General features: G+C 70.5%; 12 protein-coding genes. 2 read left to right on the plus strand and 10 right to left on the minus strand.

The window, feature by feature from the left end; genetic code table 11:
• The first annotated feature begins 1 nt into the window (after position 1).
• Complete coding sequence (locus tag ACFZDJ_RS04925; RefSeq protein WP_391056132.1) at positions 2-586, plus strand: response regulator; 585 nt, start codon at positions 2-4, stop codon at positions 584-586.
• A 69-nt stretch (positions 587-655) separates the two neighbouring features.
• On the opposite strand, the gene ACFZDJ_RS04930 is transcribed toward ACFZDJ_RS04925, so the two are convergent.
• Positions 656-2,530: an AMP-binding protein gene (locus ACFZDJ_RS04930; protein ID WP_391056135.1), complete on the minus strand. Its 1,875-nt coding sequence runs from the start codon at positions 2,528-2,530 to the stop codon at positions 656-658.
• 261 nt (positions 2,531-2,791) lie between these two features.
• On the minus strand, positions 2,792-4,660 hold the full coding sequence (lepA, locus tag ACFZDJ_RS04935; RefSeq protein ID WP_391056137.1) for a translation elongation factor 4: 1,869 nt from the start codon (positions 4,658-4,660) through the stop codon (positions 2,792-2,794).
• Between the two features lie 225 nt (positions 4,661-4,885).
• Between lepA and rpsT the strand changes: the two genes are divergently transcribed.
• The gene (gene rpsT, locus ACFZDJ_RS04940) at positions 4,886-5,152 is read left to right on the plus strand and encodes a 30S ribosomal protein S20 (RefSeq protein WP_075032712.1); all 267 of its coding nucleotides are present in this window, start codon (positions 4,886-4,888) and stop codon (positions 5,150-5,152) included.
• A 388-nt stretch (positions 5,153-5,540) separates the two neighbouring features.
• Here rpsT and holA read toward each other — a convergent pair whose 3' ends face one another.
• The 8 genes from holA to leuS all read right to left on the minus strand — a co-directional run bounded on the left by holA (position 5,541) and on the right by leuS (position 16,601).
• The gene (holA, locus tag ACFZDJ_RS04945) at positions 5,541-6,527 is read right to left on the minus strand and encodes a DNA polymerase III subunit delta (RefSeq protein WP_384905596.1); all 987 of its coding nucleotides are present in this window, start codon (positions 6,525-6,527) and stop codon (positions 5,541-5,543) included.
• A gap of 79 nt (positions 6,528-6,606) precedes the next feature.
• The gene (locus tag ACFZDJ_RS04950) at positions 6,607-6,852 is read right to left on the minus strand and encodes a hypothetical protein (RefSeq protein WP_168491440.1); all 246 of its coding nucleotides are present in this window, start codon (positions 6,850-6,852) and stop codon (positions 6,607-6,609) included.
• A gap of 171 nt (positions 6,853-7,023) precedes the next feature.
• Positions 7,024-7,851 (minus strand): arylamine N-acetyltransferase, encoded by an 828-nt coding sequence (locus tag ACFZDJ_RS04955; protein WP_384905598.1) that lies wholly within the window; start codon positions 7,849-7,851, stop codon positions 7,024-7,026.
• Positions 7,852-7,855: 4 nt separating this feature from the next.
• Entirely contained in the window at positions 7,856-10,369 is a 2,514-nt protein-coding gene (locus tag ACFZDJ_RS04960; protein ID WP_391056141.1) for a ComEC/Rec2 family competence protein, read from the minus strand.
• A 152-nt stretch (positions 10,370-10,521) separates the two neighbouring features.
• Positions 10,522-11,736: a helix-hairpin-helix domain-containing protein gene (locus tag ACFZDJ_RS04965; RefSeq protein ID WP_391056144.1), complete on the minus strand. Its 1,215-nt coding sequence runs from the start codon at positions 11,734-11,736 to the stop codon at positions 10,522-10,524.
• 182 nt (positions 11,737-11,918) lie between these two features.
• Positions 11,919-12,764 (minus strand): DegV family protein, encoded by an 846-nt coding sequence (locus tag ACFZDJ_RS04970; RefSeq protein ID WP_168508645.1) that lies wholly within the window; start codon positions 12,762-12,764, stop codon positions 11,919-11,921.
• A 69-nt stretch (positions 12,765-12,833) separates the two neighbouring features.
• Positions 12,834-13,559 (minus strand): hypothetical protein, encoded by a 726-nt coding sequence (locus ACFZDJ_RS04975; RefSeq protein WP_391056146.1) that lies wholly within the window; start codon positions 13,557-13,559, stop codon positions 12,834-12,836.
• 153 nt (positions 13,560-13,712) lie between these two features.
• A complete protein-coding gene (gene leuS, locus ACFZDJ_RS04980) occupies positions 13,713-16,601 on the minus strand; it encodes a leucine--tRNA ligase (RefSeq protein ID WP_391056149.1) in 2,889 nt (962 codons plus the stop codon).
• Positions 16,602-16,618 lie beyond the last annotated feature (17 nt).

Consider the following 16,618-nt stretch of genomic DNA (forward strand, 5'->3'; position numbering starts at 1 on the left):
CATGAGCGCTGAGGAAACGACCTACGAGCGCGCCAGCATCCTCCTGGTCGACGACATGGAGGACAACCTGATCGCGCTGGAGGCCGTCCTGGGGTCCCTCAACGAGCCGCTCGTACGTGCGCGTTCGGGCGAGGAGGCGATGAAGGCGCTGCTCAGGCAACGCTTCGCCGTCGTCCTCCTCGACATCCGCATGCCCGGCATGGACGGCTTCGAGACCGCCGCCAACATCAAGCGGCTCGACCAGACCAAGGACGTCCCGATCATCTTCCTGACCGGCACCGACGCCGACGCGGGCTACGCCTTCCGCGGCTACGCCACCGGCGCCGCCGACTACCTGACCAAGCCCTTCGACCCCTGGGTCCTGCGCGCCAAGGTCACGGTCTTCCTGGACCTCCACCGCAAGAACCAGCAACTGGAACGCCTGCTGACCCAGGAACACACCCACGCGGCCCAGATCAGCACGCGGCTGACGGCACTGGAGAAGCAGTTGGCGACAGAGGACCCTCCGAACGTGCCGGACCTCCGCAGGCAGGTAGCAGAACTAGAGCACCTGATAGCCAAGGCGGCCGGCACCCGCGCCCCGTAAGGGGCGCGGGGAACTGCGCGACCAGCCACAACGAACCCGCAGCCGAATACCCGCCCGACCGCCGGAGGCTCACGCTTCCCTGGAACCGGCGTACATCTCCTCAATCAGCGCCTTGTACTCCCGCTCCACCACCGGCCGCTTCAACTTCAGACTCGGCGTGATCTCCCCGTGCTCCACATCGAGATCCCGCGGCAGCAACCGGAACTTCTTGATGGTCTGCCACCGCTGGAGCCCCTCGTTGAGTTCCTTGACGTACCCCTCGACGAGAGCGACCGTGGCAGGGGCCGCGACGACCTCGGCGTACGACTTGCCCTCCAGCCCGTTCTCCTTCGCCCACTCCAGGATGGACGGTTCGTCCAGGGCGATGAGGGCGGTGCAGAAGTTCCGGTCGGCGCCGTGCACGAGGATGTTGGAGACGTAGGGGCAGACGGCTTTGAACTGGCCCTCGACCTCGGCGGGCGCGATGTACTTGCCGCCCGAGGTCTTGATGAGGTCCTTCTTGCGGTCGGTGATGCGCAGGTACCCGTCGGGCGACAGCTCGCCGATGTCGCCGGTGTGGAACCACCCGTCGGCTTCGAGGACCTCGGCGGTCTTCTCGGGCAGCCCGTGGTAGCCCTCCATGATGCCGGGGCTGCGCAGCAGGATCTCGCCGTCGTCCGCGATGCGCACCTCCGTGCCGGGCAGCGGCTTGCCGACCGTGCCGGTGCGGTACGCCTCGCCGGGGTTCACGAAGGAGGCGGCGGAGGACTCCGTGAGGCCGTACCCCTCGAGGATGTGGATGCCGGCGCCCGCGAAGAAGTAGCCGATCTCGGGGGCGAGCGCGGCGGAGCCGGAGACGCAGGCGCGCAGCCGGCCGCCGAAGGCCTCGCGGATCTTGGCGAAGACGAGTGCGTCCGCGACCTTGTGCTTGGCGCCCAGCCCGAAGGGCACGGCGGCGGTGCCGGTGCGGCGGAAGCTGTCCTGGCTGGCCTTCGCGTACTCGCGGGAGACCTCGGCGGCCCACTGGAAGATCTTGTACTTGGCGCCGCCGCCTGCTCGTGCCTTGGCCGCGACCCCGTTGTAGACCTTCTCGAAGATGCGCGGGACGGCCGCCATGTACGTCGGCTGCACGACCGGCAGATTCTCGATGATCTTGTCGACGCGGCCGTCGACGGCGGTGACGTGCCCGACCTCGATCTGGCCGGAGGTGAGCACCTTGCCGAAGACGTGGGCGAGCGGCAGCCACAGGTACTGCACGTCATCGGGGCCGAGCAGCCCAGTCGAGGCGATGGCCTTCGCCATGTACGACCAGTTGTCGTGCGGGAGACGCACACCCTTGGGGCGGCCGGTGGTACCCGAGGTGTAGATGAGGGTGGCGAGCTGGTCGGCGGTGATCGCGCCGACGCGCTCCTTGATCAGTTCGGGGTTCTTCTCCAGGTACGCGGCACCGCGCGTCTCCAGTTCGGCGAGGGTGAGCACCCCGTCGCCGGTCTCGACGCCCGCCGGGTCGATGACGACGATGTGGGTGAGTTCGGGCAGCTCGGCGCGCTTCTCCCGCGCCTTGGCAAGCTGGGCCGCGTCCTCCGCGATCATGACCTTGCTGTCGGAGTCGGAGAGGATGAACGCCGACTCCTCGGCGTTCGTCTGCGGGTAGATCGTCGTCGTGGCCGCGCCCGCGCACATGATGCCGAGGTCGGCGAGGATCCACTCGACCCGGGTGGAGGAGGCGAGCGCGACGCGCTGCTCCGGCTGTACGCCCAGTTCGATCAGTCCGGCCGCGACGGCGTAGACCCGCTCGGCGGCCTGCGCCCAGCTCAGCGCCTTCCACTCGTCCGAGCCCTCACCTGAGGCGGGGTGGACCGGGTAGCGGTAGGCCTCGGCGTTCGGCGTAGCCGCCACGCGCTCCAGGAAGAGGGCCGCCACGGACGGCGGACGGTTCTCGATCAGGGTCTGTGTGTCGCTCACGACATCCTCCGGGGCCCGCGACAGTGCGTGCGTCTGGCTCGACCGACTGCTGACTGTTGCTGTGCGGCTGGCTGGTTCGGCTGTTGTTTAACTCGCGAGTAACCATCGAGCAGAGATCAGAGTAAGGCGCGTCCGGCCAGTGCGTAAGAGGCGGCGGTCTGTCATTTCCTACAGAGAGCGACCCTACGCACGCGTACGGACTCGCCGCGCCGACGCGCGACGAGCCCGCATTGTGCCCGAGTTTCTGGGGGTAACAGGTGGCTACTTCTTGCCCTTCGCCGAACCACCGCTGTCGTCGCTGGACAGCACGGCGATGAAGGCCTCTTGCGGAACCTCCACAGAGCCCACCATCTTCATCCGCTTCTTGCCTTCCTTCTGCTTCTCCAGCAGCTTCCGCTTACGGGAGATGTCACCGCCGTAGCACTTGGCGAGGACGTCCTTGCGGATGGCGCGGATGGTCTCGCGCGCGATGACGCGCGAGCCGATGGCGGCCTGGATGGGCACCTCGAAGGCCTGCCTCGGGATCAGCTCGCGCAGCTTCGCGACGAGCCGCACACCGTACGCGTACGCCGCGTCCTTGTGGGTGATCGCCGAGAAGGCGTCCACCTTGTCGCCGTGCAGCAGGATGTCGACCTTGACCAGGCTGGAGGTCTGCTCGCCGGTGGGCTCGTAGTCGAGCGAGGCGTAACCCCGGGTCTTCGACTTCAGCTGGTCGAAGAAGTCGAAGACGATCTCGGCGAGCGGCAGCGTGTACCGGATCTCGACCCGGTCCTCGGACAGGTAGTCCATGCCGAGCAGGGTGCCGCGCCGGGTCTGGCACAGCTCCATGATCGAGCCGATGAACTCGGAGGGCGCGAGGATCGTGGCGCGTACGACGGGCTCGTACACCTCACTGATCTTCCCCTCGGGGAACTCGCTCGGGTTGGTGACCACGTGCTCCGACCCGTCCTCCATGAGGACGCGGTAGACCACGTTGGGCGCGGTGGCGATGAGATCGAGTCCGAACTCGCGCTCCAGCCGCTCCCGGATCACGTCGAGGTGCAGCAGCCCGAGGAAACCGACGCGGAAACCGAAGCCGAGCGCGGCGGAGGTCTCCGGCTCGTAGACCAGCGCGGCGTCGTTGAGCTGCAGCTTGTCGAGGGCGTCGCGCAGCTCGGGGTAGTCGGACCCGTCCAGCGGATAGAGCCCGGAGAAGACCATGGGCTTGGGGTCCTTGTACCCGCCGAGCGCCTCGGTCGCCCCCTTGTTGAGGGTGGTGATGGTGTCACCGACCTTGGACTGCCGGACGTCCTTCACACCGGTGATGATGTAGCCCACCTCACCGACGCCCAGCCCGTCGGCCGACGTCATCTCGGGGGACGAGACGCCGATCTCCAACAGCTCATGGGTCGCTCCGGTGGACATCATCCGGATCCGCTCACGCTTGTTGAGCTGCCCGTCGATGACACGCACATACGTCACGACACCGCGGTAGGAGTCATAGACGGAGTCGAAGATCATCGCGCGAGCGGGGGCATCCTGGACGCCGATCGGGGCGGGGATCTCGGCGACCACCTTGTCGAGCAGGGCCTCGACACCCAGCCCCGTCTTGGCGGAGACCTTCAGCACGTCATCGGGGTCGCAGCCGATGAGGTTGGCGAGCTCCTCGGAGAACTTCTCCGGCTGGGCGGCCGGCAGGTCGATCTTGTTGAGTACGGGGATGATCTTGAGGTCGTTCTCCATCGCCAGGTAGAGGTTGGCGAGGGTCTGCGCCTCGATGCCCTGGGCGGCGTCGACGAGGAGGACGGTCCCCTCGCAGGCGGCCAGCGACCGGGACACCTCGTACGTGAAGTCCACGTGCCCGGGGGTGTCGATCATGTTGAGGATGTGGGTGTTGCCCGGATCCTCCGTCGGGGCCCAGGGCAGCCGGACCGCCTGGGACTTGATCGTGATGCCGCGCTCGCGCTCGATGTCCATACGGTCGAGGTACTGAGCACGCATCTGCCGCTGCTCGACCACCCCGGTCAGCTGGAGCATGCGGTCGGCGAGCGTGGACTTGCCGTGGTCGATGTGCGCGATGATGCAGAAATTGCGGATCAGAGCCGGGGCGGTACGGCTCGGCTCGGGCACATTGTTAGGGGTCGCGGGCACGCAGGGTCCTGTCTCTTGAGGCGCCTGTCGCCTCGGGTCGGATCGATACGTAGGCTCCATGGTCCCACGGGTGGGGAGCTGCGACCGGTTTGGGCCGGTCGTGCGGCTACTGGTAGCCTGGGTGGCTGTGTCTCGTGCCCTCTCTGCAGGAGGCACACACCTAAGGAAATCAAACGGCGAGTGAGACGTGCTGTCTCGCGCGCCTGAACCTGTAAAGGCTCATTCGTGGCGAACATCAAGTCCCAGATCAAGCGGATCAAGACCAACGAGAAGGCTCGACTGCGCAACAAGTCGGTCAAGTCCTCCCTGAAGACCGCGATCCGCAAGGCCCGCGAGGCCGCTGCCGCGGGTGACGTCGAGAAGGCCACCGAGTACACGCGCGCTGCGTCGCGCCAGCTCGACAAGGCCGTCTCGAAGGGCGTCATCCACAAGAACCAGGCCGCCAACAAGAAGTCGGCGCTTGCTTCGAAGGTCGCTTCCCTCAAGGGCTGAGTCGGCTGGGCCCCATCGGGCTCAACCCCTGACTTGACCGCCGGAAAGGACCAAGCGGGCCCTCTCTTCCGCTCCTGACCGGCACCCCCGGACCCACGCGCGGCCTGCGTTCGCCACGCGGGCGTGGATCCACCATCGTGAACCGAAGGCCCCGTTCCCCTCCTTCCCCAGGAGGACGGACGGGGCCTTCGGCGTGGGCGAAGCCCCGTCCGGGGGCGCGGGGAACTGCGCGACCAGCCCCCACCGGCTCGCAGCCGAGGAACGCGCCCCGGGGGTCTGGGGGCGGAGCCCCCAGGTCGGGGATGGGACGGGTAGGGGCGGCGGGGGCGAGAGAACCCGGGCTCAGCCCACCTTGGCTCAGCCCACTCAGACTCAGCCCAACCGGGCGCTAGCCCCGACCAGACCGAGCCGCCCGAGCGATCGCCACGACCGCCTTCTCCAGCGCGTACTCGGGATCATCTCCCCCACCCTTGACCCCCGCATCGGCATCGGCGACCGCCCGCAGGGCAACCGCGACACCGTCCGGCGTCCACCCCCTCATCTGCTGCCGCACCCGATCGATCTTCCACGGCGGCATCCCCAGCTCACGGGCAAGATCGGCCGGCCGCCCCCCGCGCGCGGAGGACAGCTTCCCGATCGCCCGCACCCCCTGAGCCAACGCACTGGTGATCAGGACGGGCGCGACCCCGGTCGACAGAGACCACCGCAACGCCTCCAACGCCTCCGCGGCCCGCCCCTCCACGGCCCGGTCGGCCACGGTGAAGCTCGACGCCTCGGCCCGCCCGGTGTAGTACCGCCCGACAATGGCCTCGTCGATGGTCCCCTCGACATCCGCGGTCAGCTGAGACACCGCGGAGGCCAGCTCCCGCAGATCACTCCCGATCGAGTCGACCAGCGCCTGGCACGCCTCCGGCGCGGCCGATCTCCCGAGCGCCCGGAACTCGCCGCGCACGAACGCCAGCCGGTCCGCAGGCTTCGTCATCTTGGGGCACGCCACCTCCCGAGCCCCCACCTTGCGCGCGGCGTCGAGGAGCCCTTTGCCCTTGGCCCCACCGGCGTGCAGCAGCACGAGGGTGATCTCCTCGGCCGGCGCGTCCAGGTACGCCTTCACGTCCTTGACGGTGTCGGCCGACAGATCCTGCGCATTGCGTACGACCACGACCTTGCGCTCGGAGAAGAGCGAGGGACTCGTGAGCTCGGCCAGCGTGCCGGGCTGCAGCTGGTCCGGAGCGAGGTCCCGTACGTCCGTGTCGGCGTCGGCGGCCTTGGCGGCGGCCACCACCTCCTGCACGGCACGGTCGAGCAGGAGGTCCTCCTGGCCCACGGCAAGCGTCACGGGGGCGAGAGGGTCGTCTTGAGCGGTCTTCTTGGCCATCACCGAAAGCATCCCACGCGCCACTGACAACGCGTCCCGCACGGGAACCCGCACGACCGGCCCCGCCCCCGGCGGAGCACTACGGCTCCTCGCGCCAGCCGTCCCACTCCCCCGCGAACTCGTCCAGCTCCTTCGGATCGAGCCGCTCCCCGGGATCCGTCAGGACCACCAGCCACTGCGCGTCCTCGGCGTCGTCCTCACCGGCCAGCGCGTCCCTGACGAGCTGCGGCTCCTCGTCGAGCCCGAACCGGTCACCGATCACCTCCGCCGCCTCTTCCGCGGCATCGCGGTCGGGCAGCACCAGCACATGTCTCACATCGCTCACGAGGACATTTTCCGCTACGCCGGACAGAGCCGACGCCGGGGTCAGCCGTTCTCAACGATCTGCACATCCAGCTCGATCCTGACGCTCGATCCTGACGCTCGTTCCGACCACCCGATGGACACCGCGTCGATCACCACGTGCATCGCCGACCGCTCCTCCGGTACGCCGGTTTCAGCCCTTCCGCACCTCCGGCACCCGGTCCAGCTCGATCCCGAAGCGCTCCCGGTAGAGCGCCAACGCCTCCTCGTCCGTCGCCAGTTCCGACACCTCTTTCGTCCCGTCCGGCGCCGTCGCCGTCAGCTTCCGACCGCTGAGCGTGATCCGCCCTCCGTCCTCCGTCACCCGCGAACAGACCAGCGACCGCGTGAAATGCGACTTCGGCGAGGTGGTGTTCCACCAGGCCCCGGCCACGAAGTCACCCAGCACCCGCGGCCGCACCTCCAGCCGGTACTGCGGGCCACCGTCCCGGATGACGTCCAGGTCCTCGGCCTCCCGCCGCCCGCCGACGCCCCGCACCCCCGCCGCGTCCGGCCCCGCCTCGAGCACCCTGAACGTGCCGCCCGGGTCCACCTGTTCGGTCCGCGCCCCGAAAGCCAGCGGATAGTGACTGTGCGCCCCGAACCCGACGTCCGCCAGCCAGTCGCCCCCGTCCACCGTCCGCACCCGCAGCGCGAGATGGTCGTACGGGATCCCGAGCCGCCCCTCCTCCCCGTACACCCGCCCCGCGAGCAGCGTGACGTCGAAGCCCAGCGCCCCGAGCAACGCCCCGAACGCCCCGTTCAGTTCGTAGCAGAAGCCACCCCTGCGCCTGCCCACCACCTTGTCCAGCAGCCGCTTCTCCTCCAGCACGATCTCCTCACCCAGATGGATCGACAGGTTCTCGAACGGGACCGCCTTCAGATGGCGCAGGTGCAGGTCGCGCAGCACACCTGAAGTGGGCCACGCGGGGTGATGGGCGCCGATCCGGCGGAGGTAGGCATCGGCCTGTGCGGAATTCATACCCTCAGTCTCTCGCCACGCTCAGCCCTCCGCCCGCACCGACGACGGCCAGCGCCCCGTCCTTGTCCGTCCGCAGCACCACGGCACCCGCGACGCGCAGCGCCGCGACCGTGCTGGGCGCGGGATGCCCGTACGGGTTGTCCCTGCCGCACGAGATCAGGGCGAGCCGCGGGGCCACCCTCCGTATGAGCTCCGGCTCCTGGTAGGCCGAGCCGTGGTGGGCGACCTTGAGCACGTCCACGGCCGTCAGCTCCCCGGCCGCCGGTGATCTCAGCAGCGCTTGCTGCGCCGGCGGTTCGAGGTCGCCGAGCAACAGCAGCCGCAACCCCGCCGACCGTACGAGGAGGGCGACGCTGGCGTCGTTCGGCCCGTCCGGGGTGGGCGCCGGGCTCGGTGGCGGCCACAGCACCTGCCAGTCGAGACTGCCGATGCGCCGCCTTTCACCCGCCACGGCCGACGTCACCGCGATGTGGCGTGCGGCCGCCTCCCGTTGTACGAACTCGGCCTGGTCCTGCGGCTCCGCGAACCCCGTCGTCTCGATCGCCCCCACCGCACGCCCCCGCAGCACCCCCGGCAGCCCCGCCACATGGTCGGCGTGAAAATGCGTCAGCACGACGAGCGGGATCCGGGTGATGCCGAGCGTGGTCAGACAGTGGTCGACCAGCGCCGGATCGGGGCCCGCGTCCACCACCACGGCGGTGCCGTCGCCCGCCGCGAGCACCGTCGCGTCGCCCTGTCCCACGTCGCACATCGCGAACCGCCAGCCGGGCGGCGGCCATCCCGTGATCACCCTGGTGAGCGGCGCAGGCTGCACCACGACCAGCAGGAACACCAGGACACAGGCACCGCTCAGCCAAGGATGCTTCAGGAGCCGTCGGCCGACGAGCACGACGACCGCCGTGACCATGGCGAGCAGCAGCGCCCCCGGCCAGCTCGCGGGCCAGTCCACTCCCCCGCCGGGCAGCGCGGCGCCGGTCCGGGCGATGTCGGCGATCCACCGGGCCGGCCAACTCGCGCACCACGCGAGCCCCTTGGCCACGGGCAGTACCACCGGCGCGGTCGCCAGCGTCGCGAACCCCAGCACCGTGGCCGGTGCGACGGCGAACTCCGCGAGCAGATTGCACGGCACCGCCACCAGGCTCACCCGGGCCGACAGAACCGCGACGACCGGCGCGCACAGGGCCTGTGCGGCGCCCGCGGCGGCCAGCGCCTCGGCCAGGCGCGGCGGCATCCGGCGTCTCTGGAGCGCCGCACTCCACCGCGGGGCGAGCGTGAGCAGGGCGCCGGTCGCCAGCACGGAGAGCAGGAAGCCGTAACTTCGTGATAGCCAGGGGTCGTACAGCACGAGCAGCAGTACGGCCGTGGCCAGGGCGGGGATCAGCGATCTGCGGCGGCCGGTCGCGAGGGCGAGCAGCGCGATCGATCCGCAGGCCGCGGCCCGCAGCACGCTCGGGTCCGGTCGGCACACGATCACGAAGCCGAGCGTGACCGCGCCGCCGAGCAGGGCGGTGGCCCGCAGCGGGATACCGAGCCGAGGTGCGAGGCCACGCCGCTCGGCGCGCTGAGCGAGCCCCGGTGGTCCGACGAACAGGGCGAGCAAGATCGTGAAGTTGCCGCCGCTGACCGCCAGCAGGTGCGTGAGGTCCGTCGCCTTGAACGCCTCGTCCAGCTCCGGTGTGACCCGTGAGGTGTCCCCCACGACCAGCCCCGGCAGCAGCGCTCGCGCATCCGCCTCCAGCCCGTCGGTCGCCTGCCGCAGGCCCTCGCGCAACCGGCCGGCGAACCGCTGCGGCCCGGACGGCTGCCCCACCACCTCCGGCGGCCCGCTCCCGCGCACGCGCAGCACGGCCGCGATCCGGTCCCCGCCCGACAGCGCGGGGGCGAGCCGCGCGGCCACCCGTAACCGTGTGGACGGCAGCAGCGACAGCCAGGGCGAGCGCCCGCCGGGCGGCCGGGGCGAGCCCCTCGGCGAACGCGCGTCGACGATCACCAGCACCGGCGTGCGCGTCGCCACCACAGCCCCGTTTCCGCCCGCCCGCGTCACCCGACGGACCTCCGCGTCGAGCAGCACGGCCGTGGGAGCCGCGTGATCCCCCTTGATCCGAGGCCGGGTGAGCCGTGGGTCGGAGGTGACCTCCACCTCGGCGGTCACCTGGGCGTACTGCCGTGCCAGGGCCGGGATCGGGCCGCGGCGCGCATCCGCCCCGTGCAGCCCCGCGGAGGCGGCGGCCGCCACGACACAGAGCAGTGCGGCGGCGACGGAGACCCGTGGCCACGCACGGAATGGTCGTGCGCCGTATTCCGTTGCCCTGCGCGCCTTGGTCCGCCCCAACGCCAGCAACACGCCGGCCATGACCAGGCAGCCCACCACTACGGTGGTGACCCGTCCGGTCGGTGCGCCCACCGTCACCGCCGCCGTCACCCAGGCCGCGAGCGCGGGCGGCACGAGCCGCAGATCCGTCGGCCCTTCCTCCCGGGGGTGCGCGGTGCCGAGCCGCTTTCCCGAGGCGGCGTGCACGGCTCGGCGACCCCGGGAGTGCGGAGTGCTCCGCGTGGCATCCGTCGGCGCGGAGGCCGCGTGGGGCGAAGGGAGTGCAGGAGGTGCAGGGGGAGAAGCGAGTGCAGGGGGCGAAGAGGTCGCGGAAGCCGCCGGGGGCACGGTGGTCCCGCTCACGGCCGTACGAGTTTCTGCAGATCGGAGAACCGGCGGTCGCCGATTCCATTGACCTCGCGGAGCTCGTCGACCGAGCGGAAGCCGCCGTGCTGGGTGCGGTAGTCGATGATGTGCTGGGCGAGAACGGGACCGACGCCCGGCAGGGTGTCGAGCTGGTCCACGGTGGCCGTGCTGAGGGAGACCGGAGCCGAAGGAACCGCTCCTGAAGCGGACCCGCCGATCCCGGTGGCACTGGAGCCGCCACCCATGACCGGTCCAGCCACGGCGGCGGGGGCGCCCACCACGACCTGTTCGCCGTCCATCAGGAGACGGGCCCGGTTGAGCCCCTCGGTGTTCGCACCCGGTCGCACCCCACCCGCGGCCCGCAGCGCGTCCTCGACCCGCGACCCGGCCGGCAGTCGTTGCAACCCGGGAGTGCGCACCTTGCCGCTGACGTCCACCACGATCGCGGTCCCGGTCGAACCGGCCGGGCCGGCCGGGCTCGGCGGCGCCCCGGCCGAGCCTCCCGGCTCCGCCGACTTCCGCTCCACCGCGCCGCTCTGCCCGCCGTACGGCGCCACTGCCCGCACCACCTCGGGAGCCCGCACCGACTGCGTCCTGCCACCCCAGAACTGCTGCACGGCGAAGACCACGGCGACAACGAGCAGCACACCGAGTGCGGTCACACTCCTGCGCTCCAGACCGCACCTCGACTGCAGCCACAGCGGCATCCGCTCCCGCACGGCGAGCCCGGCCCGCTCCCGCCATGCCGCCGGTGCGCCGGGCACGGGAGCGCCGCGCTCGGCACGGTCGCCCGCACTCGCACGCGCGCCTGGGCTCGGGCTCGGTTCGTCACGGTCCAGGACCCCGGTGGGCGAAGAGCCGCCACCTCCCCGAACGACGGCGACCCCGGCCCCCGCCGAGGTGCTCCCCCTTGGGCCTCCCACATCCCGGTCCACGCCCGGCGGCCCGTCCCCCAACTCCCCTCCTGTGCCGGGCCCTTCGGAGAAGAGCGCCTGCGCACGCAGGCGGAGCGCCTCGGCCGAGGCATCGCGGCGTCGGGCGCGGGCGCCTGTACCTGTATCTGTACCTGCGCTTGTACCTGCGCCTGCGCCTGCGCCTGCGCGGCTTGGCGAGCGAGGGCGGCGATGACGGGTGCGACCGTCGGAGACGGGTCCGCGGCCCGGGCCGCTGGTCGGTGTGGCGGTGCGTGAGCGTGATCGAAGTGCCATGCGTCGAGGATCGGGCAACTCGCCGCCCTCGCGATGATCTTGCTCAATTCCCGGGGAAAACTACCCAGTTGTGGATAACTCCGTCACCCACACGAGTCACACCAGGCCCAGTGGACGCATCAGACGCAGTAGCGCCATCAGATGCAGGCGCCCCCACTCCGCCACCACCGAATTCCTCGGCCTCATCGAGGCGAGACGACCGCCCCCAGCAGCCCGGGGCCCGTGTGCGCCCCGATCACCGCACCGACCTCGCTCACATGCAGATCGACCACGCCCGGCACCCGCGCCCGCAACCGGTCCGCGAGGGCGGACGCCCGCTCGGGGGCGGCGAGATGGTGGACGGCGATGTCGACCTGGGCGCTGCCCGCGCGTTCGGCCACGATCTCCTCGAGCCGGGCGATCGCCTTGGACGCCGTCCGTACCTTCTCCAGAGGTTCGATCCGCCCCCCGTCGAGCTGGAGCAGCGGCTTCACCGCGAGCGCGGAGCCCAACAGCGCCTGCGCGGCGCCGATCCGGCCGCCACGACGCAGATAGTCGAGCGTGTCGACGTAGAAGTACGCGTAGGTGCCGGCGGCCCGCTTCTCCGCGGCCGCGACCGCCTCGTCGACGGTGCCCCCCGCCTCCGCGGACTCGGCCGCGGCCAGTGCGCAGAACCCGAGGGCCATCGCGATCATCCCGGTGTCCACCACCCGCACGGGGACCGGGGCCTCACGGGCCGCGAGGACGGCGGCGTCGTATGTGCCGGAGAGCTCGGCGGACAGGTGGAGCGAGACGATGTCGGTAGCGCCCGACTCGGCGACCCTGCGGTAGGCCGCGGCGAAGACCTCGGGGCTGGGCCGGGACGTGGTGACGGAGCGCCGCTTCTGGAGTGCCTGCGCCAGGGAGCGGGCCGAGATCTCGGTGCCCTCTTCGAGCGCCTGATCGCCGAGAACCACGGTCAGGGGCACCGCGGTGATGCCGTGGCGCTCCATCGTCCGGGGCGGCAAGTAGGCCGTTGAATCGGTGACGATCGCGACATGGCGGGACATGAGCTGGAGGTTACCTGCCGGGGAGCGCGGACGGCAGCCCGGCCCCTTTCACCTGCGGTCTAGGTCGGGTCAAGTCGTGCTCTCGGGGCGGGGTTTCTTCTGCCAGGGGTAGGTGGGCCGCTGTCCCGGCGGGGTGATGGCGGAGCGCGGCGGCTCGTCGGCCGGGCGGGACTGCGGGGGCTCCGGCCAGGTCTGACCGCTGGAAGTGGCCGTGTCCGGTGCCTCGGGCCAGGGGGCCGTGGGCCCCGGCGCGGTCGTCCAGTGCCGCAGGGCGCCCGCCTCGACGTCGATCTGCTCACTCAGCGAATCCAGGTCGTCGGCGGCGAACCGGCGCGCCCGGTCACGCGCGGCCCAGCGCAGCGAGTCCGCGGACTGCGTGATCCGCTCGGTGCGCTCGCGCAGCTCGGGCAGCCGCGTGGAGAGCGTCCTCTTGTCCGGTTCGCTCTCCAGGCGCCTCAGCTCGTCGTCCAGCTCGCGCCCGTGCACACTGAGCCGCTCGAACAGCCCCAGGGACTCCTTCAGGGACTCGTCCTCGGCCACGCCCGAGTGCAGCGCGTCCTGCGTGGCCCGCATCGAGGTGCGCAGCGTCAGTCTCAGCTGGGCGATCTCGCCCGCCGGGCCCAGCTGGGTGAAGGTCTTGGCACGCAGGGTGGTGTCCTCGACCGTGCGGCGGGCCTGGGAGATCGTGCGGTCCACACCGCGCTTGGCGGCGCCGATCACCTTCACAGTGGCGTACGCGCCCAGCACCACGAACAGCAGGAAGAGCAGGGCGACAACTGTGATCACGGCTTCCACCACGCTCCTCCTCCGGACGTCGCGGCAACCGCCGCGTCACTCTTCAACGGTAAACGCAACGGGCAGGTTCGGAGTTCCAGAAGAACTCCGAACCTGCCCGTAGGGGACTACCCCTAGCCAAGCCACCGATCCGTGCCGGACCGGGGCAAGCGGCTACGCCGTGACGATGTTCACCAGCTTCGGCGCCCGCACGATCACCTTGCGGATGCCCGCGCCGTCCAGCGCGGCGACGACCTTCTCGTCGGCCAGCGCGATCTTCTCCAGCTCCGCGTCGGAGATCGACGGGGAGACCTCCAGGCGCGCCTTGACCTTGCCCTTGATCTGCACGACGCAGGTCACGGCCTCGTCCACGACGTACGCCGGGTCGGCCACCGGGAAGTCCTGGTGGACGACCGAGTCGGTGTGGCCCAGCTTGCGCCACAGCTCCTCGGCGATGTGCGGGGCCAGCGGCGCGACCAGCAGCACCAGGGGCTCGGCGACCGTGCGCGACACGGGGCCGCCGGTCTTGGTCAGGTGGTTGTTCAGCTCGGTGACCTTGGCGATGGCGGTGTTGAAGCGCAGGCCCTCCAGGTCCTGGCGCACGCCGTCGATCGCCTTGTGCAGCGCCCGCAGGGTGTCCTCGTCGGCCGGGGTGTCGACGACCGTGACCTCGCCCGTGGTCTCATCGACGACGTTGCGCCACAGCCGCTGCAGCAGCCGGTACTGGCCCACCACCGCGCGCGTGTCCCACGGCCGCGACACGTCCAGGGGGCCCATCGCCATCTCGTACAGGCGCAGGGTGTCCGCGCCGTACTCGGCACAGATCTCGTCCGGAGTGACCGCGTTCTTCAGGGACTTGCCCATCTTGCCCAGCAGCCGGGAGACCTTCTCGCCCTGGTAGTAGTACGCGCCGTCGCGCTCCTCCACCTCGGTGGCCGGCACCGCGATGCCGCGGCTGTCGCGGTACACGAAGGCCTGGATCATGCCCTGGTTGAACAGCTTGTGGAACGGCTCGACCGAGGAGACATACCCCAGGTCGTACAGCACCTTCGACCAGAAGCGCGCGTACAGCAGGTGCAGCACGGCGTGCTCGGCGCCGCCGACGTACAGGTCGACGCCACCGTGCGGCTGGCCCTCGCGCGGGCCCATCCAGTACTGCTCGATGGCCGGGTCGACCAGCTTCTGGTCGTTGTGCGGGTCCAGGTAGCGCAGCTCGTACCAGCAGGAACCGGCCCAGTTGGGCATGGTGTTGGTCTCGCGGCGGTACTTCTGCGGGCCGCGGCCGTCACCCAGGTCCAGGGTGACGTTGACCCAGTCCTCGTTGCGGGACAGCGGTGTCTCGGGAGAGGTGTTCGCGTCGTCCGGGTCGAAGGTGCGCGGCGAGTAGTCCTCGACCTCCGGCAGCTCCAGGGGCAGCATCGACTCGGGCAGCGCGTGCGCGACGCCGTCCTCGTCGTAGACGATCGGGAAGGGCTCGCCCCAGTAGCGCTGGCGGCTGAACAGCCAGTCGCGCAGGCGGAAGTTGACGGTGCCCTCACCGATGCCCTTGCGTGCCAGCCACTCGGTGATGCGCTCCTTCGCCTCGGCCACCGCCAGGCCGTCCAGCGAGATGTCGTCGTTGGAGGAGTTGATGATCTTCGCGTCGTACGCCCCGAAGGCGTTCTCCCACGTCGACGTGTCGGTGCCGCGGCCGTCCGTCGGCTCGACGATGCAGCGGATCGGCAGCTCGAAGGCGCGCGCGAACTCGAAGTCGCGCTGGTCGCCGGCCGGGACGGCCATGATCGCGCCGGTGCCGTAGCCCATCAGGACGTAGTCGGCGATGAAGACCGGGACCTGCTCGCCGTTGACCGGGTTGGTCGCGTAGGCGCCGGTGAAGACACCGGTCTTGTCCTTGGCCTCGGCCTGCCGTTCGACGTCGGACTTCGAGGCGGCCTGCACACGGTAGGCGGCGACGGCCTCGGCGGGCGTGGCGTGACCACCGGTCCACACCTCGTGGCTGCCCTCGGGCCAGGCTTCGGGGACGAACTTGTCGACCAGCGGGTGCTCGGGCGCCAGCACCATGTAGGTGGCGCCGAACAGGGTGTCCGGGCGCGTGGTGAAGACCGTGATGGCTTCGCCGTCGATCGGGAAGTCGACGCGGGCACCCTCGGAGCGGCCGATCCAGTTGCGCTGCTGCAGCTTGATCGCCTCGGGCCAGTCCAGCGCCTCCAGGTCGTCCAGCAGCCGGTCGGCGTACGCCGTGATGCGCATGTTCCACTGGCGCAGCTTGGCCTTGAAGACGGGGAAGTTCCCGCGCTCGGAGCGGCCGTCGGCGGTGACCTCCTCGTTGGCCAGCACCGTGCCCAGACCCGGGGACCAGTTGACGGGCGCGTCGGAGGCGTACGCCAGTCGGTACTCGCTCAGGACGTCGGCGCGCTCGTCGGCGGCCAGCTCGTTCCACGCGCGCGTGGCGCCGTCAACGCTCGGTACGGCGCGCTCGCCGCTCTCGAACTGGGCGATCAGCGCGGAGATCGGACGGGCCTTGTCCGCCTCGTCGTCGTACCAGGAGTTGAAGATCTGCAGGAAGATCCACTGCGTCCACTTGTAGTACTCCGGGTCGATCGTGGCGAACGACCGGCGCTTGTCGTGACCCAGGCCCAGCGCGCGCAGCTGGGCCTTCATGTTCTCGATGTTGGCCTCGGTGGACACGCGCGGGTGGGTGCCCGTCTGCACGGCGTACTGCTCGGCGGGCAGGCCGAAGGCGTCGAAGCCCAGGGTGTGCAGGACGTTGTGGCCCGTCATGCGCTGGAACCGGGCGAATACATCGGTGGCGATGTAGCCCAGGGGGTGGCCGACGTGCAGACCCGCTCCCGAGGGGTACGGGAACATGTCCATGACGAACTTCTTGGGCTTGGCGGCCAGCTCGGGGTCGCCCGCCAGGTCACCGCTGGGGTTCGGCGCCTCGTACGTGCCCTCGGCGTCCCAGAAGTCCTGCCAGCGTGCCTCGATCTCAGCGGCCATCGCGGCCGTGTAGCGGTGCGGCGCTGCCACCTCGGAGGCGGCAGCGGGGTTCGTCTCGCTCATGATCCTCAAAGCTCCAT

It is taken from the genome of Streptomyces sp. NPDC007896, assembly GCF_042959425.1.
GTDB lineage: Bacteria > Actinomycetota > Actinomycetes > Streptomycetales > Streptomycetaceae > Streptomyces.

Coding starts and splice junctions, on each gene's coding strand:
- leuS (WP_391056149.1), bottom strand. CDS start 16,601: ATGAGCGAGACGAACCCCGCTGCCGCCTCCGAGGTGGCAGCGCCGCAC.
- ACFZDJ_RS04970 (WP_168508645.1), bottom strand. CDS start 12,764: ATGTCCCGCCATGTCGCGATCGTCACCGATTCAACGGCCTACTTGCCG.
- ACFZDJ_RS04955 (WP_384905598.1), bottom strand. CDS start 7,851: ATGAATTCCGCACAGGCCGATGCCTACCTCCGCCGGATCGGCGCCCAT.
- ACFZDJ_RS04925 (WP_391056132.1), top strand. CDS start 2: ATGAGCGCTGAGGAAACGACCTACGAGCGCGCCAGCATCCTCCTGGTC.
- holA (WP_384905596.1), bottom strand. CDS start 6,527: ATGGCCAAGAAGACCGCTCAAGACGACCCTCTCGCCCCCGTGACGCTT.
- ACFZDJ_RS04965 (WP_391056144.1), bottom strand. CDS start 11,736: ATGGCACTTCGATCACGCTCACGCACCGCCACACCGACCAGCGGCCCG.